Raw genomic sequence first — 25,310 nt, 5'->3', positions numbered from 1 at the left:
AATAAATTAAATTAAGGATTTATCATTGAAATGTAATAGTTTTACATTATCTAACATCTAATTGAAATATTTTTGGCAATTTTTTAAATTATAGCGTGCACAATTGGGTAAAGTTAATTATAAATTGAATTGACTATAATGTAAGCGTATACTTTTAGGTGGTAATTAAGTAATTATAAGGAGGAGAACTATGTATAAACTAGCACAACGTGATCTTTGGACAGGCAGAATAGATAGTGAAACAGATGAATCGCAATTTAGACATTTTCAAACGATACAGTTTCGCAATATTGAGGATGACTACAATGAACCACGTCAGGGTGTAGGTTTATTAGGCTATGCAGTAGATAAAGGAGTCGAACTTAATAAAGGGCGAACAGGTGCTAAAGAAGGGCCTGACGCAATTAAAAAGGTGTTTGCTAATCTACCTGTAACTAGAAAGTGTAACGTGTATGATTATGGTAATGTAGAACACGACCATCAAACTTTAGAAGAAACACAGGAAGAGTTTGCCCATTACGTAGCCAAATCCATTAAAAGACATAAACAAACATTTCTATTAGGAGGTGGGCATGATATCGCATATGCACAGTATTTGGGTACACGTGAAGCTTATCCAGATGAATCGATTGGTGTTATCAATATAGACGCTCACTTTGATACGAGAGAGGAAGAATACTCTACATCTGGCACGAGTTTTAGACAAATATTAGAACAGGACGACAATGCTGATTATCTTGTGTTAGGTATCCAACAAGGCGGTAATACACAAGCATTATTTGATTACGCTGAAACTAAAGATATCGGTTATGTTTATTCGGAAGAATTACTGCACCAAATTTCTCCCCCAATTAAGGATAAAGTAGAACGTTTTATTCATGATCATGATGTCATCATGTTTACAATATGTATGGATGTTATTGATAGCGCTTTTGCACCAGGTGTGAGTGCAAACGGCGTACTTGGACTATTCCCACATGTTGTCCTCGAATTGTCAAAACGTATTATACCGAATGAAAAAGTTCCAACGATTAGTATTGCTGAAACTAATCCAAAATATGATGTCGATAATAGAACAGCCAAATTATCAGCTAATTTCTTCCATCATTTTATCCTTTAAAATTCCAATAGTTTATACATTGGTCAATGAAAGAAAGCACGCGTTCAGAGTGCTTTCTTTTTTTTAGGTAATTGATGTAAATCGAACGACTTAACGTTGGACGGATATCTATTGCATCTAAGTCTCGTGCGTTAAATGATTGATAATAAACACGAGGAATAATTGCATACCCCAATCCTCTATGGACAAAATTAGTTGCTGCTTCGAAACGGTCAGCTTCAATAACAATATTTGGATGCATATTCATTCGATTAAAATAGTCATCAAGGTGTTTACGTACCTGAGAACCTTTAGTTGGTAAAATGAGTGGTAAAGATGCAATTGACGTCGTGCGTTTATATGGAAACGCATTTTTAGGTGTGATTAATACATAAGACTCTTCGTATAATGGTATGGATGTAATATCTTCATGAATAATTTGCTCATTTGTGAAAGCGAGATGATTTTCGAAATTAATGAGTAATTCTATGATTTTAGTTTGGTCATGAATTTCTGAAACGAGGTAAGTCTGGTCTGCGTTCTGTTTTTTATGTGTAGCTAATACTTGAGAAATCCACTGGTTCGTAGATTCTAAAATGGATATTTTAATTTTAGGCACATGTCCCATATTAAGATCATACATTTTCTCTATTGTTTGATGATAATTCTGTATGAGTTGTTGTGCATAGTTATAAAAATGGATACCTTTTTCAGTGATTTTAATATCTTTAGTAGTTCGCGTAAATAAATCATAACCTAAGTCTGATTCCATTTTTTTAATCGTAGTAGTTAGTGACGGCTGACTAATGTGTAAAAAATTAGCGGCTTTCGTAAAGCTATTGTATTTTACAACTGCTACAAAATATTCTAATTGAACAATCTTCATATCTCATACACCTCTAAAAAATTTATTTATAGTTTTAAGTTATCAATAATTAGTTTATTTATATTGGTAGTCTATATAATAACATACTATACTGTGAAATATAGAGGGAGGCGTACTTTCATGTAAGGGGCGTGAAGTACATGTGGAAATTTTTCGTTTATAGTTTGATTGGTATTATCTTTTTCTTTGTACCAGTAACTATTAGCGGTCAATCAACGATTATGATTGATCATATCGTACAGTGGATATCGAAATTACTTAATCCAATCTTACCGTACTATGTATTGATTTTAATATTGATTGGCGCAGCACATCCATTTATCAATAAGAAATGGAATAAGTCTAAAACAGATATAGTCTTTAGTTTATTTAAAATCATAGGGGTATTTATTGCTTTTATGGTGGTATTTGATTTTGGACCTGGTTTTGTATTAACAGAAAGTATTGGGCCATTTTTATATGAGAAGTTGGCAATACCTTTAAGCGTATTAATTCCTATAGGTGCAATATTCTTATCATTTTTAATAGGATTTGGATTACTAGAATTTATTGGTGTTATTTGTAGACCGATAATGAGACCTATTTTTAAAACGCCAGGAAAATCAGCTGTAGATGCTGTTGCTTCGTTTGTAGGTAGCTATTCAATCGGTTTATTAATTACAAACAAGGTATATAAAGATGGGGGATATACGCACAAAGAGGCAGTAGTGGTTGCAACTGGTTTTTCAACGGTATCTGCTACTTTTATGATTATCGTAGCAAATACATTAGGTATTATAGAATATTGGAATCTTTATTTTTGGTTTACTTTAGCAGTGACATTTATTGTAACTGCAATAACGGTACAAATCCCACCTATAAGAACAGAAAAGACAACGACGTATCAAGGCCAACCGTACAAAGAAGAAATTCGTAGAGATATGCCATTATTAAAAGAATCATGGTTAGAAGCTAAGATAGCTGTCAAAAATTCGAAAACATTGATAGAAAATGTGATAGAGAATTTGCGTGACGGTGTTGTAATGACGATTGCTATTTTACCATCTATTATGTCGATAGGATTTTTAGGACTAATTATCGCGGAATATACACCAATTATTGAATATATTGCTTACATTTTTTATCCAATTATAAGTATATTTCCTGTAAGTGATGTTGCAGTTTTAGCTCAAGCTTCAACAATTTCTATAGTAGAGATGTTGTTGCCAGCAGCGATAGCTCAAAGTGCTGATTTAGCGACAAGATTTACAGTAGCAGTCATGAGTGTTTCAGCCATTATTTTCTTTTCAAGTGTAGTACCAGTTATTCTATCGACGGAAGTTAAAATATCAGTTGGTAAACTAGTCATAATATGGTTTGAAAGAGTGATACTCACATTACTTATTACTATTCCATTTGCATTATGGATATTTTAAACAAAGGATTAATTTTATTAAATTAAGGAGTGATTTTTCATGAGAAAAATAGTAGCAAAAAAAGGTTTAGACATTGAATGTAAAGGTTGGGAACAAGAAGCGGTTTTAAGAATGTTATATAACAACCTTGATCCTGAAGTAGCTGAACGTCCAGAAGACTTGGTAGTTTATGGAGGTATTGGAAAGGCAGCTAGAAATTGGGAAGCATTTGAAGCGATTGAAGAAACATTACGCTCATTAGAAGCAGATGAAACAATGTTAGTACAATCAGGTAAACCAGTTGCTGTATTTAAAACACATGAAGAAGCGCCACGTGTATTAATTTCTAACTCAGTATTGGTTCCAGAATGGGCAAATTGGGATCACTTTAACGAATTAGATAAAAAAGGATTAATGATGTATGGGCAAATGACTGCAGGTAGTTGGATTTATATTGGTTCTCAAGGTATTGTTCAAGGTACATATGAAACATTTGGTGAACTTGCCAATCAACATTTTGGTGGTAAATTGAACGGTACAGTAACATTAACTGCTGGATTAGGCGGTATGGGTGGTGCACAACCACTTGCCGTTACGATGAACGGCGGTGTTGTAATTGGTGTAGATGTAGATGAAACACGTATTGATAAACGTATGGAGACACGTTATTGCGATGTGAAAACACATGATTTAGATGAAGCCTTACGTCTAGCTGCAGAAGCACGAGATAAAGGGGAACCACTTTCTATTGGTTTAGTGGGCAATGCTGTCGATACACATAAAGCAATTTTAGATAAAGGTTTTAAAATTGATATTGTAACTGACCAAACAAGCGCACATGATCCATTAAATGGTTATATACCAGAAGGTTACTCGTTGGAAGAGGCTAAAGCAATTCGTGATAAAGACCCAAAACAATATGTTAAAGAATCTCAAACTTCTATGAGGAAACATGTCGAATATATGCTTGAATTCCAAAAAAATGGTGCTGTCGCATTTGATTATGGTAATAATATTAGACAAGTCGCATTTAATGATGGATTAGAAAATGCATTTGATTTCCCTGGATTTGTACCTGCCTATATTCGTCCGTTATTCTGTGAAGGTAAGGGTCCTTTCCGCTTTGCAGCTTTAAGTGGAGATCCAAAAGATATTGAACGCGCTGATGAGGAAATGAGGAAAATTTTTCCAGACAATGAAAAATTAATACGTTGGTTAGATTTAGCTCAAGAAAAAATTGCGTTCCAAGGTTTACCATCACGTATTGCTTGGTTAGGCTACGAAGAACGTGCAAAAATGGGCTTAGCACTAAATAAATTAGTACGTGACGGCGAAATTTCTGCACCTATTGTTATTGGACGTGATCACTTAGATTCAGGATCCGTTGCAAGTCCAAACAGAGAAACTGAAGGAATGAAAGATGGCTCTGATGCTGTCGGTGACTGGGCTATCTTAAATGCTTTAATCAATACTGCAGCAGGTGGTTCATGGATTTCATTCCATCACGGGGGTGGCGTAGGTATGGGCTATTCGTTGCATGCTGGTATGGTTGTTGTTGCGGATGGTTCAGAACGTGCAGACAAACGTTTAGGACGTGTACTTACTACGGATCCGGGTATGGGTGTAGTGAGACATGCTGATGCTGGATATGAATCTGCAATTGAAGTAGCAAAAGAAAAAGGCATAAAAATCCCAATGATTACAGGTAAAGGAGGTAAATAATGAACGATTTAATCATTCAAAATATAAAAGAACTTATTTTACCAAAATCAACTGAACGCCCATTAAAAGGAAAAGAATTAGATGAATTAAATATCATCGAAAATGGAACCGTCGTTGTTAAAGATGGCAAAGTAGTTTATGCAGGCAACCATTCTGATGACTATGAAGCGAATGAAGTTATTGATGCGACAGGCAAAGTAGTTTCACCGGCACTTGTTGAAGCTCATACACATCTTGTGCATGGAGGGTCACGTGAACATGAAATGTCACTTAAAAGACAAGGTGTTTCATATTTAGAAATTCTTGAACAAGGTGGCGGCATTTTATCTACAGTTGAAGCCACTCGCAAGGCTACTGAAGATGAATTGTTTAAAAAAGCAGAAAAGAATCTGTTAACAATGATTGAACATGGTGTGTTAGCTGTAGAGAGTAAAAGTGGTTATGGTTTAGATAAAGAAAATGAACTTAAACAGTTACGTGTATCTAACCGCTTGGCAGACAAATACAATTTAGATATGAAGCATACTTTTTTAGGACCTCACGCAGTTCCGAAAGATGCAAAATCAAATCAAGCATTCTTACAAGAAATGATTGACTTGCTACCTGAAGTTAAACCATACGCAGATTTTGCAGATATATTTTGTGAGACAGGTGTATTTACTATCGAGGAATCAAGGAAGTATATGCAAGCTGCTAAGGCATTAGGGTTTAATGTGAAAATACACGCTGATGAAATCGACCCATTAGGTGGACTCGAATTAGCTATTGATGAAGGCGCAATTTCAGCAGATCATCTTGTTGCTTCTAGTACAGAAGGTAAGGCGAAATTAAAACAAAGTGATACTGTAGCTGTATTACTTCCAGGAACAACATTTTATTTAGGTAAAGAAACATATGCAGATGCAAGAGGCATGCTAGATAATGATGGCGCGATTGCAATTGCAACAGACTTTAATCCTGGTAGTTGTGTTACCAATAATTTACAACTTGTAATGTCTATTGCTGCATTAAAATTAAAACTATCACCGAATGAAATTTGGAATGCGGTAACGGTAAATGCTGCAAAAGCAATAGATGTAGATGCTGGAACAATTAATGAAGGCGATAAAGCAAACATTGTAATTTGGGATGCGCCAAACCATGAATATATTCCATATCATTACGGTATTAACCATGCCGAAACAGTAATTAAAGATGGTAAAGTATTATTAGATAATAAAATTCAGTTAAAAGGTTAATCTAATTATTTTATTGAGAGTATGAGACAGAAAAATCTCTGATTAAAGCATAAACGTCAATTTCTATCGAGATGATATAGAAATTGACGTTTTATTGGGTCTTTGCCAAAGAAATTATATGAATTTTTTGAGAATAAGTAACTTGAAGTTGCTTATTCTCTTTTTTTTTTGGAGTAATAAAAAGTCTTGAAGTAAGGTTACGAAACCATTATAAATTCTATGTCTAAATGAAATTCTTTTAATAAGTTTTATTTTCCTATATAGTTCAAGAACTCTATATACTCCAATGGAATTTTAGAAAATGGGAGTAAAGTTGTTCAGATTTTTAATATGAATTTAAAATCCAAGAATCTGTCGAACTAATTCACACTATAACTATAAAAAATAACTGTGAAGCATCTATTTTTTATAGTTTGCATCATAACTCTTCATAGAGTTTCTTTGATATAAGCTGATAATCATTTGTAAATGACTTATGTTTACTATAATTGATTTCGTTTAATTTTCATAAATTTCCTTATATTCAAGGTTTTAGATAGTTGGTCAGAAATTATTAAACCTAGTGCTATTGAGCCAGCAATGAGTATGGTTCTAATAAATGTATTGCTTGCATCAGTGAAATTTAGTGTCACAAGTTGCTGCATAGCTCTAAATGCTAGGCTTCCTGGTACTAAAGGAATAATACCAGGAATCATAAAAACAACAACAGGAGATTTGAATAATCTACTCATTATATGGCTGATTAAACCCAAAGTTAAACTCCCTAATAAACTTGTGTAGATGCTATCCATTTGAAATGATGTGTTTAGGGTGAAGTTAATTATATAGCCTAGTGCACCAGCTAAGCCAGCTGGTAAGAACAATTTTTTAGGGGCGTCGTATATCAATGCAAAAAAATAAGAAGCTGTAAAACTAAAAAACAAAGTGTACATAAACGTCATAACGTTGACCCCCTAAAAAATTAAATAAACAATTGAAATTCCTGATCCAATAGCAAAAGCGATTACTAAAGCTTCTAAAAATTTAGCTGTAAACATTAACATATGTCTGCTGAATAAATCCTGTATAGCAGTAGTAATTAAGACTCCAGGCACAATAGGCATAATAGAAGCAATCATTGCCGGGCCTATTGTTTGATTAGTATTAAATAGTTTTGCGCTTAATAAAATAATAAAACCTAATACAAAAGAAGCAACCAATTCGGGTATAAACATTGTTGGTGACCTACTTTGCATCCACTCAACGATTAAAAATCCAACAGAGCCAGCAATAAATGTAGGAATAATATTTTGCCAATCACCGCCTTGTAAATATAAAAAGCTAAGTGAAATAAATCCAGCCGCAATAAGTTTTTTCCATAAAGCGATGGTTAAAGTCGTATGTTCAATATTGGATAAAAGATTATAAGCTTGATGAATTGAAATATTATTATTGGTTAGTTGACGTGAAATAGAGTTAACTTGAAAAATTTTAAGTAGATTTGTTGCATTTTTATTGATTCGAACAATACGTGTATCGTGATTTTCGCTAAGAGAAAAATTTATAAAGTTATTTATAACGTATCCTTGACTATTATTATAGCCCATACAGAGAGCCATTCGTTTCATCGTGTCTTCTACACGTGCAATTTCAGCACCTGAAGATAGCAATATTTTGCCGGCAATTAAAATAACACTCATAGTTATTTTATCTTGAGAACTATTCAATATCTGTACCTCCAAATCAATAATAGTGACACTATTCTAATACTAATCTGTCCAAGAGAAAGGAGTGGAAACTTTGCTAAAAAATAATGCCAGCAAAATTCTATTTAAAAATTATTTATGATATGTAACATTATTTCTAATCAATGTATCTTCTAGTGTTCTAAGTTTATCTAATGAAGATTCGGATGTACGTTTTCCTAATTCTAAGACTAATGCATCTATAAGGGCGATTATTGGTACGATTGAAAAATGATCTTTACTAACGGACAACTTTAATGTTACTGAAGCATATTCGATAATTGGGGAAGAATCATAATCTGTAATTAACAATACATCATTCCCTTGGTTCTTTGTTTCTTTTACTGCGTTAATGACTGAATATGTGTAGGGTTCAAATGCAAATACTATAAGAATATCTTTAGCAGCCATTTTAGTTATTTTATCGAGTGTTGCATCTGTATCCCCGCTTAGTTGATGGACATTTAAATAGAATTCATTTAATAAATGTTCAAGATATAAAGCTGTTGATTTATAAGGTCTAGTTCCCAAAATACTTACACTTGTCGCTTGTTCAATATATTGAACTGCTATATCAAAGTTAGCAATTAAATCAGTTTTCAACGATTGGTTTAATAAGTCCACGCTTTTATCCCATACGTTGGTCAAAGTATTGGTCTTCAATTTTTCACTATGGATAAAAGCATTCTTTAGAGAGAATTTAGTATTACTTGGTAGAGCTTCGTTGTAAATATCTTTTCTAAAATCATTAAAATTTTTATAATCCAAAGCATTGATGGTTCTCATCACTGTAGAAATACCCACATCTGCTTTATTTGAGAGTTCCTTAATAGTTGTAAGGCCTAAATCTTCAAAATTTTTAAGTATATAATTACATAACTTTTGTTGTTTTTTAGGTAGAGTACTTTTTCTATTTACAAGTTTTTCTTTTAAAGATAATGTTTTTCTGTTCATTAAGAATCCTCTCCTTCCGATAATAATTCTTATTTTAACTAATAATAACAGAAGAATTGCAGTAATCAAATAACAATATAAGAATAAAAAAATTCCTTTTTTATTTGAAAAGGTTTACATTTATTCATTTTTGGTGTTAAAATTCAAATCAATAAGATTAAGGAGGCAATTAAATGTTGAATTTTGATATTAAAGATTTGAAACCAAAGGTACAAGAGTTCTTAAGTAGAGAAATCCCGCTATATATAGATGGGAATTACACAAAAGCGATAAACAACAATACTTTTGAAGTAATTGATCCCTCAACAGAAGACTTTGTAGCGAATGTAAGTGAAGCTGGGGGAAAGGATATAGATAAAGCAGTTGAAGCTGCGAGAAAAGCATTTGACGAAGGTTCTTGGACAAAAATGGAAGCGCATACAAGGTCAAATATAATTTACGAATTTGCACGATTATTAAAAGAAAATCGCGAAGAACTTGCCGAATTAGAAGCTATTGATAGTGGTAAACCTTATGAGGTAGCTTTAGCAGACGATATAGATGGTACAATCCAACAATTTGAATACTATGCTGGTTTTGCAACAAAAATATCCGGTAAAACGACTCAAATATCAAATGATTTAGTTAGCTATACTTTACATGAACCAGTAGGAGTTGTTGGTCAAATTATACCTTGGAATTTTCCATTGTTAATGGCTGCTTGGAAGTTAGGTGCAGCATTAGCAGTAGGATGTACCATTGTAATTAAACCAGCGACAGAAACTCCACTATCACTACTTTATGCGGCTGATTTATTTAAACAAGCAGGTTTTCCAGATGGCGTAGTTAATATAGTACCAGGGCCAGGACGTACTGCTGGAGAATTTCTTGTTAATCATGAAAAAGTAGATAAGGTAGCGTTTACTGGATCGACAGATGTTGGAAAAGGTGTCATGAAAGGGGCAGCAGAGCAAATTAAAAATATTACGTTAGAGTTAGGTGGGAAATCTCCAGCTATATTACTAAAAGATGCTGATTTAGATGAAGCGATTGATGGTGCTTTTGATGGGACAATGTATAATCAAGGCCAAAACTGTAGTGCTTGTACAAGAATTTATGTATATCGTGATATATATGAGGAAGTTATTGAGGGATTAAAAACAAGAGCTGAAAACGTGAAAGTAGGTCCAAGTATGGAACAATCAACTGACATGGGGCCGCTTATTTCTAAGAGACAGCAAGATAAAGTAATTGATTATATTAATAAAGGTAATGAAGAAGGAGCAAGATTAATTTTTGGTGGTAGTAAAGTTAACGAACAAGGTTATTATATAGAACCTACAATTTTTGCAGATGTCGAAGATGATATGACAATTGCACGAGAAGAAATCTTTGGTCCTGTAATGGCAGTATTTGTATTTGATGAAATCGATGAAGTTATAGATAGAGCCAATAATAGTGAATATGGATTAGCTTCAAGTGTCTGGACACAGAATCTTAAAAATGCCCATTATATATCTAAAAAACTGAAAGCAGGAACGGTTTGGATTAATACAGTTGGTCTTGAATTAGAGACAATGCCTTTCGGCGGCTATAAACAATCCGGTATTGGAAGAGAAATGGGTGGTGAATACGGGTTACAAAGTTATACAGAAGTCAAAAGTGTAATGATTAATATTGATTAAATAAAAATAAATGGAGGATTTATTATGTATAAACCATATGGAATGATTGCAGCGCTACCAACGCCAATGTTAGAAAACGGAGATATTGATTATAATTCATTCGGTAATTTAATTGAACATGTGATTGCTGGAGGTCTTCAAGGCGTGCTTGTCGGCGGTAGTACTGGAGAGTATTCGTTAATGACTATAGAAGAAAGAAAACAAATTATAGAATTTGTAACTTTAAAAGTGAATAACAGAGTACAAGTCATGGCAGGAACAGGATGTCATAGAACATCAGATACAATTGAATTAACGCAATTCGCTGAAAGTGTGGGTGTAGATTCTGCCTTAGTTATAAACCCGTATTATATGGTTACAAGCGATGAAGGTATTGTAGAACATTATAAAAATGTAGCAGAGAGTACAAGCGTTGGTATAGTTATTTATCATTATCCAGAAGCCACTGGAGTTGAACTTGCACCAGAAATCATTCATGAAATTAGTAAAATTGATGGTGTAGTAGGCATTAAAAACACTGCAGATGGTGTTCACACTTCTAAGGTGCTTGATTTAGTTAAAGATGACCCTGATTTTGCATTATTAAATGGCTTTGAAGATCTATTTTTACCTTCATTAGCAATTGGTGCACAGGGAGCAATAGGTTTAGTAGATAATTTAGTTCCAAGTAAAATCGCTCGCTTATATAAACTTGTGCAAGATAATAACATTCAAGAAGCAATAGAATTAAATAAACAATTACTTCCTTTGTATAATTTATTAGAAGAAGAAACAGTGCCTGGGACAGTAAAAGCAGGATTAAAAGTTTTAGGTATTTCTGGAACAACATGCCGTTTACCGTTAAAACCGGCCACTCCAGCATTTGAAGAAAAAATGAAAGTAGTATTGGATGAAATAAATAATAGTTAAAATAAGAGGTGTTTAATTATGAAAGACGTAATTATTATCGGAGGTGGCCTAGCTGGGCTTTCAGCAGCTTGGCGCCTCAAAAACCACAATATATTGTTACTAGAATCATCAAATCGTGTAGGCGGTCGAGTAATGTCAGAAAGACGAGGTAACTATTGGTTGAACTGGGGAGGTCATGTCTATGCAGGAGAAGGATCAGCTACTGATGAATTATTACAATCTGTAGGTGTTAAATCTACACCTGTACCTGGCACGTTATCTGCTATGCATCTAAATGGAAAGTTATTATTGAGCGGAAGAGTAGAACTTTATCCATTTAGGGTACCGATGTCTTGGAAAGCAAGGTTGGCAATGTTAACTGTTGGCGCAAAGGTTAGGTTAGCAGTTATGAAATATAGTAAAGTAGCGAAGAAACGTCCTTTAGAAGAACCTAGTGTCCAGCAACAACGTATTCTAGATTTTATGAATGATAAAACATTTTCTGAATTTACTGGTAAATTACCTACAGATGCAGATGCAATATTTCGACCTACAGTAAGTCGCTCTACAGGCGATCCAGAACAAATATCAGCTGGCTCAGGTGTGGGATACTTTGATATGATTTGGAGCAAAGAAGGCGGACTCTCAAAAAATATAATAGGAGGTCCTTCAACTTTAACCAACACTATAGCATCAACATTAAAACATCAAATTGAGCTTGAAACAGAAGTTCGAGAAGTAGTTCATAACCAAGATTTTGTGACAGTGCGTTATATTAAAAATGGTAAAGAAATTACTGAAACAGCACGTTATGTGGTTCTAGCGACTCCTGCACCCATAACTAGAAAAATAACTAAGAATTTTAGTGCTGAACTTGATAATGCATTAAGTAAAATTAAATATGGACCTCATGTGAGTGCTTCATTTTTAACAAATGAAAGCGGAAAACAAGTATGGGATGATGTATATGCTTTTGCTACACCCAAAAAATCATTTGATGTTTTGATTCATAATTCTAATGTGAATCATGCTTCAGAGAAAAAAAGAGAACAAGGTAGTAGTTTTATGACTTTTTCTCCAGCAAATAGGGGAAAAATGTTAATAGATAAATCAGAAGAAGAAATTTTGGAAATTTATTTAAATGATTTAGAGGACATGTTCCCAGGCTTTAGAAATTATGTTGTAGAAGGACATGTTAACAAATTTCCGTATGGTTCAGCATATGTTTACCCAGGTCGTGCTAAGATACAACCAACACTAACTAAACCCGAAGGCAGATTATATTTAGCTGGAGATTATTTAGGAACTCTCTATACAGAGACGGCTATTCAGACAGGGTTTACAGCAGCTCAAAATATTAATAGCTTATTAGAATTTAACGAAATTAAAGAAGATAAAAAAATAAAAAATATTTTGTAAGCGCTTACTAATGATTTATTAGTTTATGGATAAAATAGCTTAGAAATATTTTATTTAATTAGTATTAAATTATTTTATCCTATGAGAATTTTTATAATGAACAAAAGAAGTTTGATTCAGTAACTTCTTAGTTATTATTACAATCTGAATTTAACATCGGTTGACAAATCATAAACCTATTTTCGATTATGTTAATTATGTTTGTAACTTGTAGGATAAAATATACTCAAAATTATCTATTTGAAGATAAAAGTAAATCTTGTTGTCAAATAAAAACTTGAATTTTAATTATTATTTGAAATCCTACAAGATTATTTTACAAATAATCGAAAAGGGGATGCTATGGGTAATGAGCAAAGATAATAAAGCAGCATTTAAAGTAACTTTGGCTTATTTAAGCTTTATTGTAGGAGCCGGTTTTACTACTGGTCAAGAGTTGTTACAATTCTTTGTGAATCATGGTAATTATGCATATATAGCTGTGATTCTCACAGGTATTATTATAACTTTTGCAACACGACAAACTTCAAAAATTGGCTATCTTTTAGATGCAAATACTTATGAAATATCGTTAAATAATATATTTGGTAAATTTATTGGGCGTATATTAGATTATCTGACTATATTTTTTTTGTTGGGGCTAACTGTAGTTATGATAGCAGGTGGTGGTTCAGCCTTATATCAAGGGTTTGATCTACCAATTTGGATTGGATCGTTAGCAATTGTTATCTTACTGTTCATCGTATTACAACTTAAATTTAATGGCATTATGGTAGTATTAAGTGTGGTAACCCCATTTCTTGTAATAGCAGTGTTAATCATTGCAGGATATAACATTATTAATCCAACAGTTCCTTTTTCAGAAGTGAATAAATATATCCAACCTTCGCAAACCTCTAGTCCTTTTTGGTGGTGGGATGCCCTTGTATATGGTGGGTTGATTATTGGCAATAGTTTTGGGTTTTTAACCATTATCGGTTGTGATTCAATTAGTCATAAAGCAGCGAGAAGAGGTTCATTTTATGGTGGTTTAGGATTCAGTATCTTACTATTAATCATGACAAGTGGTTTATTAGCAAATATTCAAAAAGCAAACAGTGTAGATATACCGACATTATTATTAGCTAATGATATACATCCATTGGTTAGCGTTTTTATGTCAGCGGTCATGATTGGGGTAATATTTAACGGTTGTGTTGGTATGTTGTATACTTTTTTAAACAGGTTTACTAAACCCAAAAGTAAACAATATGTTTTACTGCTTAGTATTTCACTAGTTGCCTCATTTTTACTTAGTTTCATTGGTTTTGTTGATTTAGTAAATTTCGTTTTCAAAACATTTGGTTATATTGGCTTATTTATTAGCGCAGCTTTATTAGTAAGATGGATTTATAATAAATTCTCAATAACAAGATTGATGTAATAGAAAACCCTATCAACTATAATTTAATAAATTTGTATATCAATGTAATAATAATTATATTTACACTGAACATCTTGAGCTTAAGATAATGATGAAAACACTCTCAAAAATAATTATTAAATCTAAATGGATATTTATTTTACGAAGAACCTTATGATTTCATAGTTAACATGTTTGCTATGTGACTTAGTCTATAAAAGGAATATAAACAATTAACAAGCTTGTATGATTTTGGAATGAAGAAGCGAGTGGTTAGCTTTTATATAGTTACTGCCAATTTAAATATTTATAAATAAGGACTGTCTATTAGTAATTGGATATCTTCATTAAGTCAAAGTTACCCAATTAAAAAGTAGGCGGTCTTTTTATGTATAAAGAGTGAAGGGTATTTACTAAGAAATTAAAACAGTAAATGATTAATTTATATTAAAGTGTAAAATCAAGAACAAATATTATTATAGAATATCTCTTAATAGAAACTACATTAAATTGTTAGTATTATATATGTTTATCTAGTGATTTATATAAGCATAGAGATGTTTGTAGGAGTTAAGGACATCGCAAAAATAATGATTTTGTATTTGTAATATTTGGTAGTGTAGTACATACGTATGAGTATCAGCTCAAGTACTGATGTTTTTATATTTTGATAAACAGAATTGATAAAATATTTCGACAATTATGATACCATATGACAATAGGAACATATGGAGGTGACATTCGGCGTGACACACATTAGTTATATCAAACAATGGCAAGGTAATATCATGCCGAATGCACTATCTGGTGTATTAATAGCACTTGCACTTCTACCAGGCGCTATCGCGTTTTCTTTTATTGCAGGCGTGAGCCCGACAATAGGCATGTTAAGTACAGGATTGATGATGATTGTTATTAGTTTTACAGGAAATAGGAACTTAATGGTCTCAGCGCCAAGTAGTGGTGTCTCTTTAGTCGTAGCACCACTTATGGCGAGTTATGGTATGCAAGCAGTAATTTTAGCTACAATTTTTATGGGAATAATTCAAATTATATTTGGTTACTGTCATACAAATAAACTATTGGATTATATTCCTACAGGTGTTGTAATAGGGTTTATGAATGCCCTCGGGGTACTCCTATTCACATCTCAGCTTGATAATATATTTTATATTTCTAATACTACTTATATTCTTGTGCTAATTTCATTTTTAATTATTTGGTTGGTTCAACGATATATAAAAATTATACCGGCGCCTTTAGTTTCTATTATTGTACTAACATTTGCTGCTTGGTTAATTAAGCCAGATATTCAATATGTTCACAATTTAGCTCCCATACATGTGCGTATACCCAATATTAGTTTACCTAACATGAACTATGATTTGGAAATTGTTTTTATTATTTTTATGTATGGATTAACAATGGCCATTGTAGCTGTTGTACAAACAACCTTAACTGCTCGAATGATGGACGTTGTTACGGATACGCCTAGTGATAAAAACAAAGAGTCAATTGGTCAAGGTATTGCAAATTTTATTGTAGGATTGTTTGGTGGATATGGTGGTAGCGCATTAGTGGGACAATCAAAATTTAATTTAAGTATGGGAGCAACATCGAGAGTTTCAACTTTGATTACTGGTAGTTTTCTACTTTTTGGTTTATTTGTATTTGGAAGTATTATTGGTCAAATACCTATGGCGGTATTAGCAACCGTATTAATTACGATATCTTTAAATACATTTGATAGAAGAACTGTATCGTTTGTTAAAAAGGCACCAATTTTTAATGGGTGTATAGTAACGTTAACGATGGCGATTATATTAATAACGAATAATTTAGCTGCAGGTGTAGTAATTGTAACAATTGCCTACTATCTCATTTTGCGCTTAAAAAATAAGAAAGGACGTGACATGTAATGCCACATTATGAAGATTACATAAATTGGAGGAGAACTTTTCACCAATATCCAGAATTATCAGATGCAGAATATGAAACAACAAAAAGATTAAGAAGAATTTTAGAATCATATAATATTACAATCTTAGACTTACCATTAGAAACTGGTTTAGTAGCAGAGATTGGTCAAGGTGAACATTTTGTAGCAGTCCGAACAGACATAGATGCATTACCTATTAAAGAGCAAGTTGTACATGAATTTACATCTACGAACGAAGGTATGATGCATGCTTGTGGACATGATATTCATATGGCGAGCATACTTGCAGTAGCGACAAAATTGAAAGAAATTGAATCGCAATTAGCTGGGCGCGTACGCATTATCTTCCAACCTGCAGAAGAACTAGGTTATGGTGCGTATCATATTACTGATACAGGCGCGATAGAAGGCGCTAAAGCGGTGTTAGGCTATCATAATTACCCTACATTAGACATTGATGAATTTGCAGTAAAATCAGGTGTTATTACATCATCGGTAGATCGTTTTGAATTTAAAATTAAAGGTGTAGGGGCTCACGCTGCAAAACCTGAACAAGGTAATGATCCAGTTATTGTGTTAGGACAATTAATTAATAGCGTGCAATCAATTGTTAGTAGAAATTTATCAGCATTCGATAATGGCGTTGTTACTATCGGTGAAGTATCGAGTGGTAATACATGGAACGTTATTGCAGATGAAGCTTATGTTCAAGGCACAGTGAGAAGTTTTGACGAAGAGAAACGCAATTACATCGAAAAACGCTTGCGTGCAATTGGAAGTGGCCTTGCAGAAGCATTTGGTGTTGAAATTGAAACGTTATATCATCGTTTACCAGGTGCAGTTGTTAACGATGAAAAATTAACAGAAGACGCTATAGAGGTTGCTAAATCGGTAGGTTATAATGTGAGTATTATGGATCAACCATTAACCATCGGAGAAGATTTTTCTGGTTTCTCAAATAAATATCCAAGTGTATTTGTGTTTATTGGTTCTAATAGTGAATATGATCTGCATCATCCTAAATATGATCCAGATGAACGTATATTAGAAAAAGTACCTGATTATTTCGTAAGTTTTGTACAAAAACTTTTAAACGAACAATCTAAATAGAATCTTCGATTGATGTATTAAAAGTTAAAAAATCAGGGTAATGCATAAGCATATTCTTTAAATAAGGAGTGTTTGCATATGCCAGGACAAGATCCTAGAACAAAATTTTCAAGTGAAGATTTCCCGAAACAAGAACAAGCCATTCCAGGTTTACAAGATAAATTAGAGCCTAAGCCTGATTGTGGTGAAACAACTTATACCGGTTACGGACGTTTGAAAGATTACAAGATGTTAGTGACTGGTGGAGATTCTGCTATCGGTAGAGCCGCTGCTATTGCCTATGCAAAGGAAGGTGCGGATGTGGCGATTAACTACTTACCGGCTGAGCAAGTAGACGCTGAAGAAGTGCAACAAGTGATTGAAGCCGCGGGTCGTAAAGCGGTATTAATCCCAGGTGATATACGTGATGAACAATTTAACTATGATTTAGTTGAAACAGCTTATAATAAACTTGGTGGATTAGATAATGTAACAATTGTAGCAGGACATCAGCAATATAGAAATAATCTTAAAGGCTTTGATACTGAATCATTTACTGAGACATTCGAAACAAATGTCTATCCTATTTTCTGGTCAGTGCAAAAAGCAATTGATTATTTAGAACCAGGTGCAACGATTACATTGACGTCATCTGTACAAGGGTATAATCCAAGTCCAATCTTGCATGATTATGCCGCTTCCAAAGCAGCTATTATTTCACTTACCAAAAGCTTATCTGAAGAATTAGGTAGTAAGGGGATTCGAGTGAACTGTGTAGCACCAGGCCCATTCTGGTCACCGCTCCAAATTTCTGGTGGACAGCCCCAATCTAAAATTCCTACTTTTGGTCAAAAAGAAGTTTTAGGTAGAGCTGGCCAACCCGTTGAACTTTCAGGCGTATACGTCCATTTAGCTGCCGAGGAATCAAGCTATACAACAGGCCAAGTTTATGGTGTGACAGGTGGTACCCAATTAGATTAGAATTGATGCAGAAATGAGACCGTAATCTAATTTAACTATTAGTATTTTGATATCTAGACGATACTAAGTATAAGGAGGCAAGGATACATTGATATCCTACCTCCTTCTTATTTATAGAAAGGTAAGGGAATCATTTATGAAGAAATTTAAAGCAGATACTTTAACTAAAAAGCAAAATTATAAATTATTAAGTGGTAGTGTGATACCTAGACCCATCGCATTTGTTACTTCCCAAGATAAAGAAGGGCGTTTGAATGCAGCGCCATTTAGCTTTTTCAACGTTGTTAATAGTGCGCCTCCAATGATTATGATTTCTACAGGTCGTTCTGAAGGGAAACGCAAAGACACTTCTTTAAATATTGAGGAAACGGCATCGTTTGTTGTCCATATCACAGATGAAGCTACAGTAGAACAAATCAACCAAACAGCAGCACCATTGATCCGTAACCAAAATGAATTGGAAAGAACAAACCTGAATTGTGTTGACTCTGAATTAGTTTCAGTGCCTGGCATTGAACAAGCAAAAATTCGTATGGAATGTAAGTTAGATAGAATTATTCCGTTAGGTGACTCTCAAGAAGGATCTGACTTAATTATAGGTGAAGTAGTCATGTTTCATATTGATGAGTCCGTTTATTTTGAAGATAGTAAAATAGACGCCGATGCGCTTAGTGCAGTAGCTCGTTTAGCGGGTAATGATTACGCTTCTTTAGGAAATAAATTCACAATAGAACGTCCAATGGAGTAACTAAAAGATATTTAACAAAATAAGCTTTATTGAAATAATAGATAGTTGGAAGGGAGAGAAAATGAAAGCATTTATAAAAATTGTTTTCTATCCGCTTTCCTATTTGACGAATTACGATTAATACTGTACTGTAATAAAATAAAATAATAACTTATCAAGAGAAGTGTAGGGACTGGCCCGTTGATACTTCGGCAACATGATGATGCGTGTGCCAAATCCAGTAGCATAAATTATGCTAGAAGATAAGAATGAATCACAGATTACTCTTTCTTCTTAAATAGAAAGAGTTTTTTTATTTTTAGGACTAAAAAATAATAGAATGTTAGATTCTGTTTTAATATTTAGGAAAGTTGGTTATGTATGGAGGAGACAAAAAAAGGTAACGCATGGGCTTTGATACCTTTAATCGTATTTGTTGGTATGTTTTTAGGTGTAGGTATTGGTACGGGTGACTTTACTACGATGCCACTCAATGTAGCTATATTAGTTGCGTCTATCGTTGGCTTAGCATTAAACAGAAAAGAAGCATTTCATAAAAAGGTTGAAGTTTTTACAAAAGGTGCAGGACATTCTAATATTATTTTAATGATGTTGATTTTCTTGTTAGCAGGTGCATTTTCCCAAACGACAGAAGATATGGGCGGCGTGGAGTCGACAGTTAATTTAGGGTTATCATTAATACCAGAAAACTTAATTATTGTCGGGCTCTTTATTATATGTATGTTTGTATCTTTATCAATGGGTACGTCTGTAGGAACGGTAGCTGCTATAGCGCCAGTTGGTTTTGGTTTAAGTCAGGCTACAGATGTTTCAGCAGCTATCACAATGGCTACTGTTGTTGGTGGCTCTATGTTTGGTGATAATTTATCGATGATTTCTGATACTACAATAGCTGCAGTACGTACTCAGAAAACGAAAATGAGCGATAAATTTAAGGTGAATATAAGAATTGTCTTACCTGGTGCGATATTTACTATTATTGTGCTTTGGTTTTTAACTAATGGTGCGCACATAGATGCAAGTAAAAGTTACGATTATGACCTTATTAAAGTAATTCCATACTTATTTGTGCTTATCTTAGCACTAATAGGTGTAAATGTCGTTATCGTATTAATCGGTGGTGTTGTACTTTCTGCAATTATTGGATTAATTTATGGTTCATTTGGATGGACTGGCTTATTAAATTCAATATCTAAAGGTATTATCGGCATGGAAGATATAGCGATTATTGCATTGCTCATTGGTGGATTAGTTGCGTTGATTCAACATAATGGTGGTATTACTTGGTTGTTAAATTTTGTACGCAGTAAAGTTAAATCTAAACGCGGTGCAGAATTAGGGATTGCTGGCTTAGTAAGTGTTGCAGATATATCAACAGCAAATAATACTATTTCTATATTAATGGCAGGCCCATTAGCGAAAGATATATCAGAAGAATATGATGTAGATCCGCGTAAATCAGCCAGTATTTTAGATATGTTTGCGAGTTGTTTCCAGGGTATGTTGCCATATAGTCCTCAGCTGATTGCGGCTGCAGGTGTGGCGTCTATATCTCCATTTGAATTAGTACCGTATTCTATTTATCCAATGATATTAGGTGTTTGTGGACTGATAGCAATCTTCTTTAGATTGCCTAGATTAAATAAAAAGTAATTAAGATATATTTAAATTTGAAGTGAGGTAGACTTTTAAGTACTGGCTAGTGTGTCGGAGTTATAAATTGATAAATAGGATTTAGAAAGCATTCGAAAATTTTTTGTTTTCACTGTGATTTTAAATTTTAACTGATTATAATTGATATTAAATTTGAGTCCGGGCATGTGTATACCGGGCTCATTCGCTTTTTTTAATAAATAGTATGTGAACAGAATATGCTAAGATAAGCGTGAAGTTTATTTAGATAATATTCACTAAAAATGAAAGTTTTGACGTTTACTGACTAATAGCGATAAAATGAGATTGTTAAAGCTTTATAAATATTAAAGAACATTACTATATTTATGTATTAATTGTTTAGAAGTATAGTGGAATGCGTTAGAATAGTAATAAGAGTGAAAGTAGGTGAACAATCGATCGTGGGTAAATACAATGTAGAAAATGAGAATGTTGAAATTCGTCTTGAAAGATTATTCAAAGTAGAGCCTGAATTATTATACCAAGCGTGGACAGACCAACGCTTTCTTAAACAGTGGTTTATGACAACTGAAAGAACAAATAAAACTATTGAAGTAGCTGCGGAACAAAATGGAACGTATAAAATTGTTGATGTTCGTAAAGGTAAGGAAAATGTAGTACAAGGTACTTTTGCTTCATTATTGCCTTATGAATATATCGTCATGACAATTGGTATGCCAGAATTAAGCGATTCAGAAGATACGATAGAAGTAGAAATATTCGAAAGAGAACCTGGCATTACACAAATGGTTTTCAATTATACTGCTTTTGTACCAAGAGAAAGAAGATTAACATCTTTAGAATATAAACAGAAGAAGAAAGAATATCATGATTCAACGGCGCATGGATTTGAAATGCTATTCGACAAACTACAATTAACACTTGAAGAGTTTGAAGCGGATTTATAATATTGTTGAGTTGATATTGTAATCATATTGTCTGATATGATTTTGTTGGATTTTCATAATTCTGATAATATCGTTTAAGTTTGAATAAAGTTTCGGCCCGTATCAAAGGAAATACTTTATACGGTTTGCTCGGTCGTTACTTCAAATAAATAACGCTCCCTTTAAAGTAATTACTAAATGTGTAAAAACTTTAGAGGGAGCTTTTTATAAGTAATAAATTCAAAGTAATCATTTAAGCCTCAATACGGTTATTTGAACATGTCGAATAAGATGATAGTTGGAAAGTATATTTTAGTACAATTCACCTATTACTTTACGTTCATTATATTTTCGTAATAAGGTTTCGAAGAAAATATGGTAACTAATAAAGCTTGAATAATCTATGCCGTCTGCTAAGTAAAATGTATTACTAGATACATAAATATTATAATTTGCTTTCTGAGCAAGGGTATTATCTTTTAAAGTGGTAACAGAGAAAAAATATTTTTGACGTAACTGTAATAAATTGCTGATATCTGTTAATTGCTCTGATTCACCAGAAAGAGAAATGATAAAAAAGATATCTTTCGGTGTTGTTTTATTCAATACCATTTTAAATTCGTGTACGTCATGAAGTACGATAATATTTTTATGTACCGTTAGTAAGATACGCTGTGCCTCTTGAGCAACATTCATTTGGGCTAATCCAGTTCCATATAAATAAACGGTTTCTGCTTGGTAAATTTTATCTGTAATCAGGTCATAATCGATTCTTTCTAAATAAGTGAAAGTATTTTCGATTTCTTGTTTAAAACCTTCGATTGAATCTGAAGCTAATTGATGTGATTGTTCAGTTTCAAATTTTAAATAAGATTTAAAATCACTATAACCATCAAAGCCTAATTTACGTGTGAAACGATGAATGGTGGCGTTAGATGCGTGGGTGTGTTCTGCTAATTCTTGTATTTTCATCGTTTTACATTGTAGGATATGTGTATTAATAAAATGTGCGATATGTAAATCATTTTCATTTAATTTATTAAAGTTAGTATTAACACGTTCATCTAAAAACAAATTTGTCACCTCACACTTCATGAAAATATTTTCATGTTTTGAAAATATAATCTGATTATACAAAATTGTTCCGAATGGCGTCAAACTATTGTCTGTATGTAAGCGTTTCCCTTAATATTAAATTAATCACATACAACACATACTCAATGAATTATATTTATAGATTTATTATGAACGATGTGTAGATAAATGCTTATGTATAGAAATAGGAGGTTATACGACTATGAATGCAATTAAACGATTTGGGAGTGCGATGATTGTACCTGTATTAATGTTTGCATTTTTTGGTATTGTTTTAGGATTTGCCACTTTATTTAAAAATCCATCGATTATGGGAAGCATTGCTGCTGATGGAACAACTTGGTTTAAAATTTGGTCAGTAATCGAAGCTGGTGGTTGGACAATTTTTAATCATATGGAAGTTGTGTTTGTGGTCGGTTTGCCACTATCTTTGGCTAAAAAAGCGCCTGGACATGCAGCTTTAGCAGCATTGATGGGCTACCTTATGTTCAATACTTTTATAAATGCAATACTTACGCAATGGCCGCATACATTTGGAGCGAATTTGGAAAAAGGCGTTGACAATGTAACAGGACTTAAAGCGATTGCTGGGATTGAAACGTTAGATACGAATATACTTGGTGGAATTATCATTTCAAGTATCATAACTTGGATACATAATCGATACTACAGTAAACGATTACCAGAGATGTTAGGCGTTTTCCAAGGTCTAACATTTGTGGTGACGATATCATTCTTTGTTATGTTACCAATAGCACTACTTACATGTGTTATTTGGCCGACGGTGCAAGGTGGTATTACTTCATTACAAGGCTTTATTATTGGATCAGGTTATATTGGCGTTTGGTTGTATCACTTCTTAGAACGAGTATTAATTCCAACAGGATTACACCATTTTATATATGCACCAATTGAAGTTGGTCCTGTTGTAGTCAATCATGGCTTAAAAGCAGAATGGTTTGAACACGTTAATGAATTTGCTAAAAGCACTGAACCATTAAAAGAACAATTCCCATATGGATTTATGCTACAAGGTAATGGTAAGGTCTTTGGGGCTATAGGTATTGCTTTAGCGATGTATTCAACTACACCTAAAGAAAATAAAAAGAAAATTGCAGCATTACTTATTCCAGCAACATTAACTGCAGTTGTAGTTGGTATAACAGAACCATTAGAATTCACATTTTTATTTATAGCGCCTTATTTATTTGTTCTCCATGCGTTATTAGCTGCAACAATGGATACGATGATGTATGGATTTGGTTTAGTAGGTAACTTTGGTGGAGGACTATTAGACTTCTTTGCAACAAACTGGATACCGTTAGCACAAAATCATTGGTTAACTTATGTGATACAAATCATTATAGGCTTAGGATTTACTGCGATTTATTATTTCTTATTTAGGTTTTTAATTCTTAAATTTGATATTCCACTTCCTGGTCGTAAAAAAGATGAAAAAGATATGAAGTTATATAACAAAAATGATTATAAAGGTAAAAAGAATGAAGATAATAACGCAATATCCACAGGGAATGAGTATGAAGATAAGGCGATTTATTATTTAGAAGGTTTAGGTGGTAAGGAAAATATCAAAGATGTAACAAACTGTACCACACGCCTAAGACTTACTGTGAACGACGTTGAGAAAGTCGAAGATAGTGCGTATTTTACACATAATCAAATGGCGCATGGATTAGTAAAAAGTGGCAAAAATGTCCAAGTGGTTGTAGGTATGTCAGTGCCTCAAGTAAGAGAAGCATTTGAAAATTTAGTGAATAATGAAGATGTAAAATAATTATATATAAGTAATATAGGATAAATTAAACAAGCGACAAAACGCTCGTATAAGAATTAATTAATAATTTCATTCTAAGTAACTATTGCGGTTAGATTAAGAGGAACCAAGACAAAAATATATGTCTCGGTTCCTCTTCTTTTGTTATTATTTATATTTATACTATGAAATTCTAGCTTTATTCATCCAACGAGGTTGGTATGCAGCGCCAAGTATATCAATGTTATGTGTAGCAATCATATATATGAGTTTTGCAAAAACTGAGGGTGACGTAGATACGTTTATCTTATTGCGATTGAAAGTATATGTAATGTATTCGGTTTGATTTATTAAATTCAAAATATCGATGACTTTGTCTTTAATGAATGCGTCACGAAGTCCATCTACAACTAATTCAAAACGTCTCGAAGATAATAATAAATGATCTAAATCTAAAAGGTCATTAGTATCTGTACCTAGTAGTATTTGATAAATAGAATAGTTATGAAAACTAAGGAAACTAATTATATATGGTAATTGCTGCTTTGGTAAATTAATCTCCAAAGCATACAAATTATTTTGTTTGAAAATCGTAAATTTAAATGAATTACAAAATTGTATTTGTTTACAAAGTTTGGTTAAATTTTTTCTTGTGGCACGATTATTTAATCCTCCAATATTTAACACAAAAGTTTCAGTTTTATCTAAAAACATATGATACCCCCAATATCTA

The 25,310-nt window shown here is 33.0% G+C and carries 21 protein-coding genes and 1 riboswitch; of the genes, 15 read left to right on the top strand and 6 right to left on the bottom strand.

The annotated features are described in order from the left end of the window. The first annotated feature begins 190 nt into the window (after positions 1-190). Positions 191-1,120 carry a formimidoylglutamase gene (gene hutG / locus ACF91D_RS00780; RefSeq protein ID WP_069792376.1) on the top strand — a complete coding sequence of 310 codons (930 nt, stop codon included), beginning with the start codon at positions 191-193 and terminating at the stop codon, positions 1,118-1,120. Here the strand turns inward: hutG and ACF91D_RS00775 are convergent. Further along, positions 1,110-1,985 (bottom strand): LysR family transcriptional regulator, encoded by an 876-nt coding sequence (locus ACF91D_RS00775; protein WP_101051153.1) that lies wholly within the window; start codon positions 1,983-1,985, stop codon positions 1,110-1,112. The genes hutG and ACF91D_RS00775 overlap by 11 nt on opposite strands. Positions 1,986-2,125: 140 nt before the next feature. On the opposite strand from ACF91D_RS00775, the gene ACF91D_RS00770 reads away from it, so the two are divergent. Genes ACF91D_RS00770 through hutI form a run of 3 tightly spaced genes read left to right on the top strand, consistent with a single transcriptional unit; the run spans position 2,126 to position 6,339 of the window. Continuing rightward, positions 2,126-3,400 carry a YjiH family protein gene (locus tag ACF91D_RS00770; RefSeq protein WP_069792378.1) on the top strand — a complete coding sequence of 425 codons (1,275 nt, stop codon included), beginning with the start codon at positions 2,126-2,128 and terminating at the stop codon, positions 3,398-3,400. Positions 3,401-3,439: 39 nt separating this feature from the next. Next, a complete protein-coding gene (hutU, locus tag ACF91D_RS00765) occupies positions 3,440-5,101 on the top strand; it encodes a urocanate hydratase (protein WP_119584698.1) in 1,662 nt (553 codons plus the stop codon). Continuing rightward, positions 5,101-6,339, top strand: coding sequence for an imidazolonepropionase (gene hutI / locus ACF91D_RS00760; RefSeq protein WP_107548471.1), 1,239 nt, complete (start codon positions 5,101-5,103; stop codon positions 6,337-6,339). The genes hutU and hutI overlap by 1 nt, the downstream gene beginning before the upstream one ends. A 482-nt stretch (positions 6,340-6,821) precedes the next feature. Here hutI and ACF91D_RS00755 read toward each other — a convergent pair whose 3' ends face one another. From ACF91D_RS00755 to ACF91D_RS00745, 3 genes are all read right to left on the bottom strand, one after another. Next, on the bottom strand, positions 6,822-7,280 hold the full coding sequence (locus tag ACF91D_RS00755) for a threonine/serine exporter family protein (protein WP_119584700.1): 459 nt from the start codon (positions 7,278-7,280) through the stop codon (positions 6,822-6,824). Positions 7,281-7,292: 12 nt separating this feature from the next. Continuing rightward, positions 7,293-8,045, bottom strand: coding sequence for a threonine/serine exporter family protein (locus ACF91D_RS00750; RefSeq protein WP_119584702.1), 753 nt, complete (start codon positions 8,043-8,045; stop codon positions 7,293-7,295). Between the two features lie 111 nt (positions 8,046-8,156). Beyond that, positions 8,157-9,017, bottom strand: coding sequence for a MurR/RpiR family transcriptional regulator (locus ACF91D_RS00745; RefSeq protein WP_119584703.1), 861 nt, complete (start codon positions 9,015-9,017; stop codon positions 8,157-8,159). 173 nt (positions 9,018-9,190) lie between these two features. Here ACF91D_RS00745 and ACF91D_RS00740 point away from each other — a divergent pair, with 173 nt between their 5' ends. From ACF91D_RS00740 to ACF91D_RS00695, 10 genes are all read left to right on the top strand, one after another. Then, positions 9,191-10,681 (top strand): aldehyde dehydrogenase family protein, encoded by a 1,491-nt coding sequence (locus tag ACF91D_RS00740; protein WP_327620727.1) that lies wholly within the window; start codon positions 9,191-9,193, stop codon positions 10,679-10,681. 24 nt (positions 10,682-10,705) lie between these two features. Continuing rightward, positions 10,706-11,590 carry a 4-hydroxy-tetrahydrodipicolinate synthase gene (dapA, locus tag ACF91D_RS00735; RefSeq protein ID WP_327620726.1) on the top strand — a complete coding sequence of 295 codons (885 nt, stop codon included), beginning with the start codon at positions 10,706-10,708 and terminating at the stop codon, positions 11,588-11,590. 18 nt (positions 11,591-11,608) lie between these two features. Continuing rightward, the gene (locus tag ACF91D_RS00730; protein WP_327620725.1) at positions 11,609-12,988 is read left to right on the top strand and encodes a flavin monoamine oxidase family protein; all 1,380 of its coding nucleotides are present in this window, start codon (positions 11,609-11,611) and stop codon (positions 12,986-12,988) included. Positions 12,989-13,337: 349 nt separating this feature from the next. Then, entirely contained in the window at positions 13,338-14,411 is a 1,074-nt protein-coding gene (locus ACF91D_RS00725) for a YkvI family membrane protein (protein ID WP_208182069.1), read from the top strand. Positions 14,412-15,118: 707 nt separating this feature from the next. Next, on the top strand, positions 15,119-16,309 hold the full coding sequence (locus ACF91D_RS00720; protein ID WP_327620724.1) for a SulP family inorganic anion transporter: 1,191 nt from the start codon (positions 15,119-15,121) through the stop codon (positions 16,307-16,309). Further along, complete coding sequence (locus ACF91D_RS00715) at positions 16,309-17,439, top strand: amidohydrolase (protein ID WP_069792382.1); 1,131 nt, start codon at positions 16,309-16,311, stop codon at positions 17,437-17,439. Before ACF91D_RS00720 ends, ACF91D_RS00715 begins: the two co-directional genes overlap by 1 nt. A 78-nt stretch (positions 17,440-17,517) precedes the next feature. Beyond that, positions 17,518-18,399 (top strand): SDR family oxidoreductase, encoded by an 882-nt coding sequence (locus tag ACF91D_RS00710; protein ID WP_069792383.1) that lies wholly within the window; start codon positions 17,518-17,520, stop codon positions 18,397-18,399. 136 nt (positions 18,400-18,535) lie between these two features. Continuing rightward, a complete protein-coding gene (locus ACF91D_RS00705; RefSeq protein WP_069792384.1) occupies positions 18,536-19,147 on the top strand; it encodes a flavin reductase family protein in 612 nt (203 codons plus the stop codon). A 148-nt stretch (positions 19,148-19,295) separates the two neighbouring features. Continuing rightward, a riboswitch (SAM riboswitch) is annotated at positions 19,296-19,396 on the top strand. Between the two features lie 111 nt (positions 19,397-19,507). Next, positions 19,508-20,800 carry a Na+/H+ antiporter NhaC family protein gene (locus tag ACF91D_RS00700; RefSeq protein WP_039068096.1) on the top strand — a complete coding sequence of 431 codons (1,293 nt, stop codon included), beginning with the start codon at positions 19,508-19,510 and terminating at the stop codon, positions 20,798-20,800. Positions 20,801-21,222: 422 nt separating this feature from the next. Next, a complete protein-coding gene (locus ACF91D_RS00695; protein ID WP_039068094.1) occupies positions 21,223-21,729 on the top strand; it encodes an SRPBCC family protein in 507 nt (168 codons plus the stop codon). A 291-nt stretch (positions 21,730-22,020) separates the two neighbouring features. Here ACF91D_RS00695 and ACF91D_RS00690 read toward each other — a convergent pair whose 3' ends face one another. Beyond that, complete coding sequence (locus ACF91D_RS00690) at positions 22,021-22,782, bottom strand: MurR/RpiR family transcriptional regulator (protein ID WP_327620723.1); 762 nt, start codon at positions 22,780-22,782, stop codon at positions 22,021-22,023. A gap of 223 nt (positions 22,783-23,005) precedes the next feature. Between ACF91D_RS00690 and ACF91D_RS00685 the strand changes: the two genes are divergently transcribed. Further along, positions 23,006-24,598, top strand: coding sequence for an alpha-glucoside-specific PTS transporter subunit IIBC (locus tag ACF91D_RS00685; RefSeq protein ID WP_101051142.1), 1,593 nt, complete (start codon positions 23,006-23,008; stop codon positions 24,596-24,598). A 162-nt stretch (positions 24,599-24,760) separates the two neighbouring features. Here the strand turns inward: ACF91D_RS00685 and ACF91D_RS00680 are convergent, their stop codons facing one another. Further along, entirely contained in the window at positions 24,761-25,291 is a 531-nt protein-coding gene (locus ACF91D_RS00680; RefSeq protein ID WP_069792387.1) for a hypothetical protein, read from the bottom strand. Positions 25,292-25,310: the final 19 nt, after the last annotated feature.

This window comes from Staphylococcus sp. 231237_7MaSpsaltlick (assembly GCF_043107035.1).
Note: the sequence above shows the minus strand (reverse complement) of the source record. Positions and strands in the feature narration are given on the sequence as shown.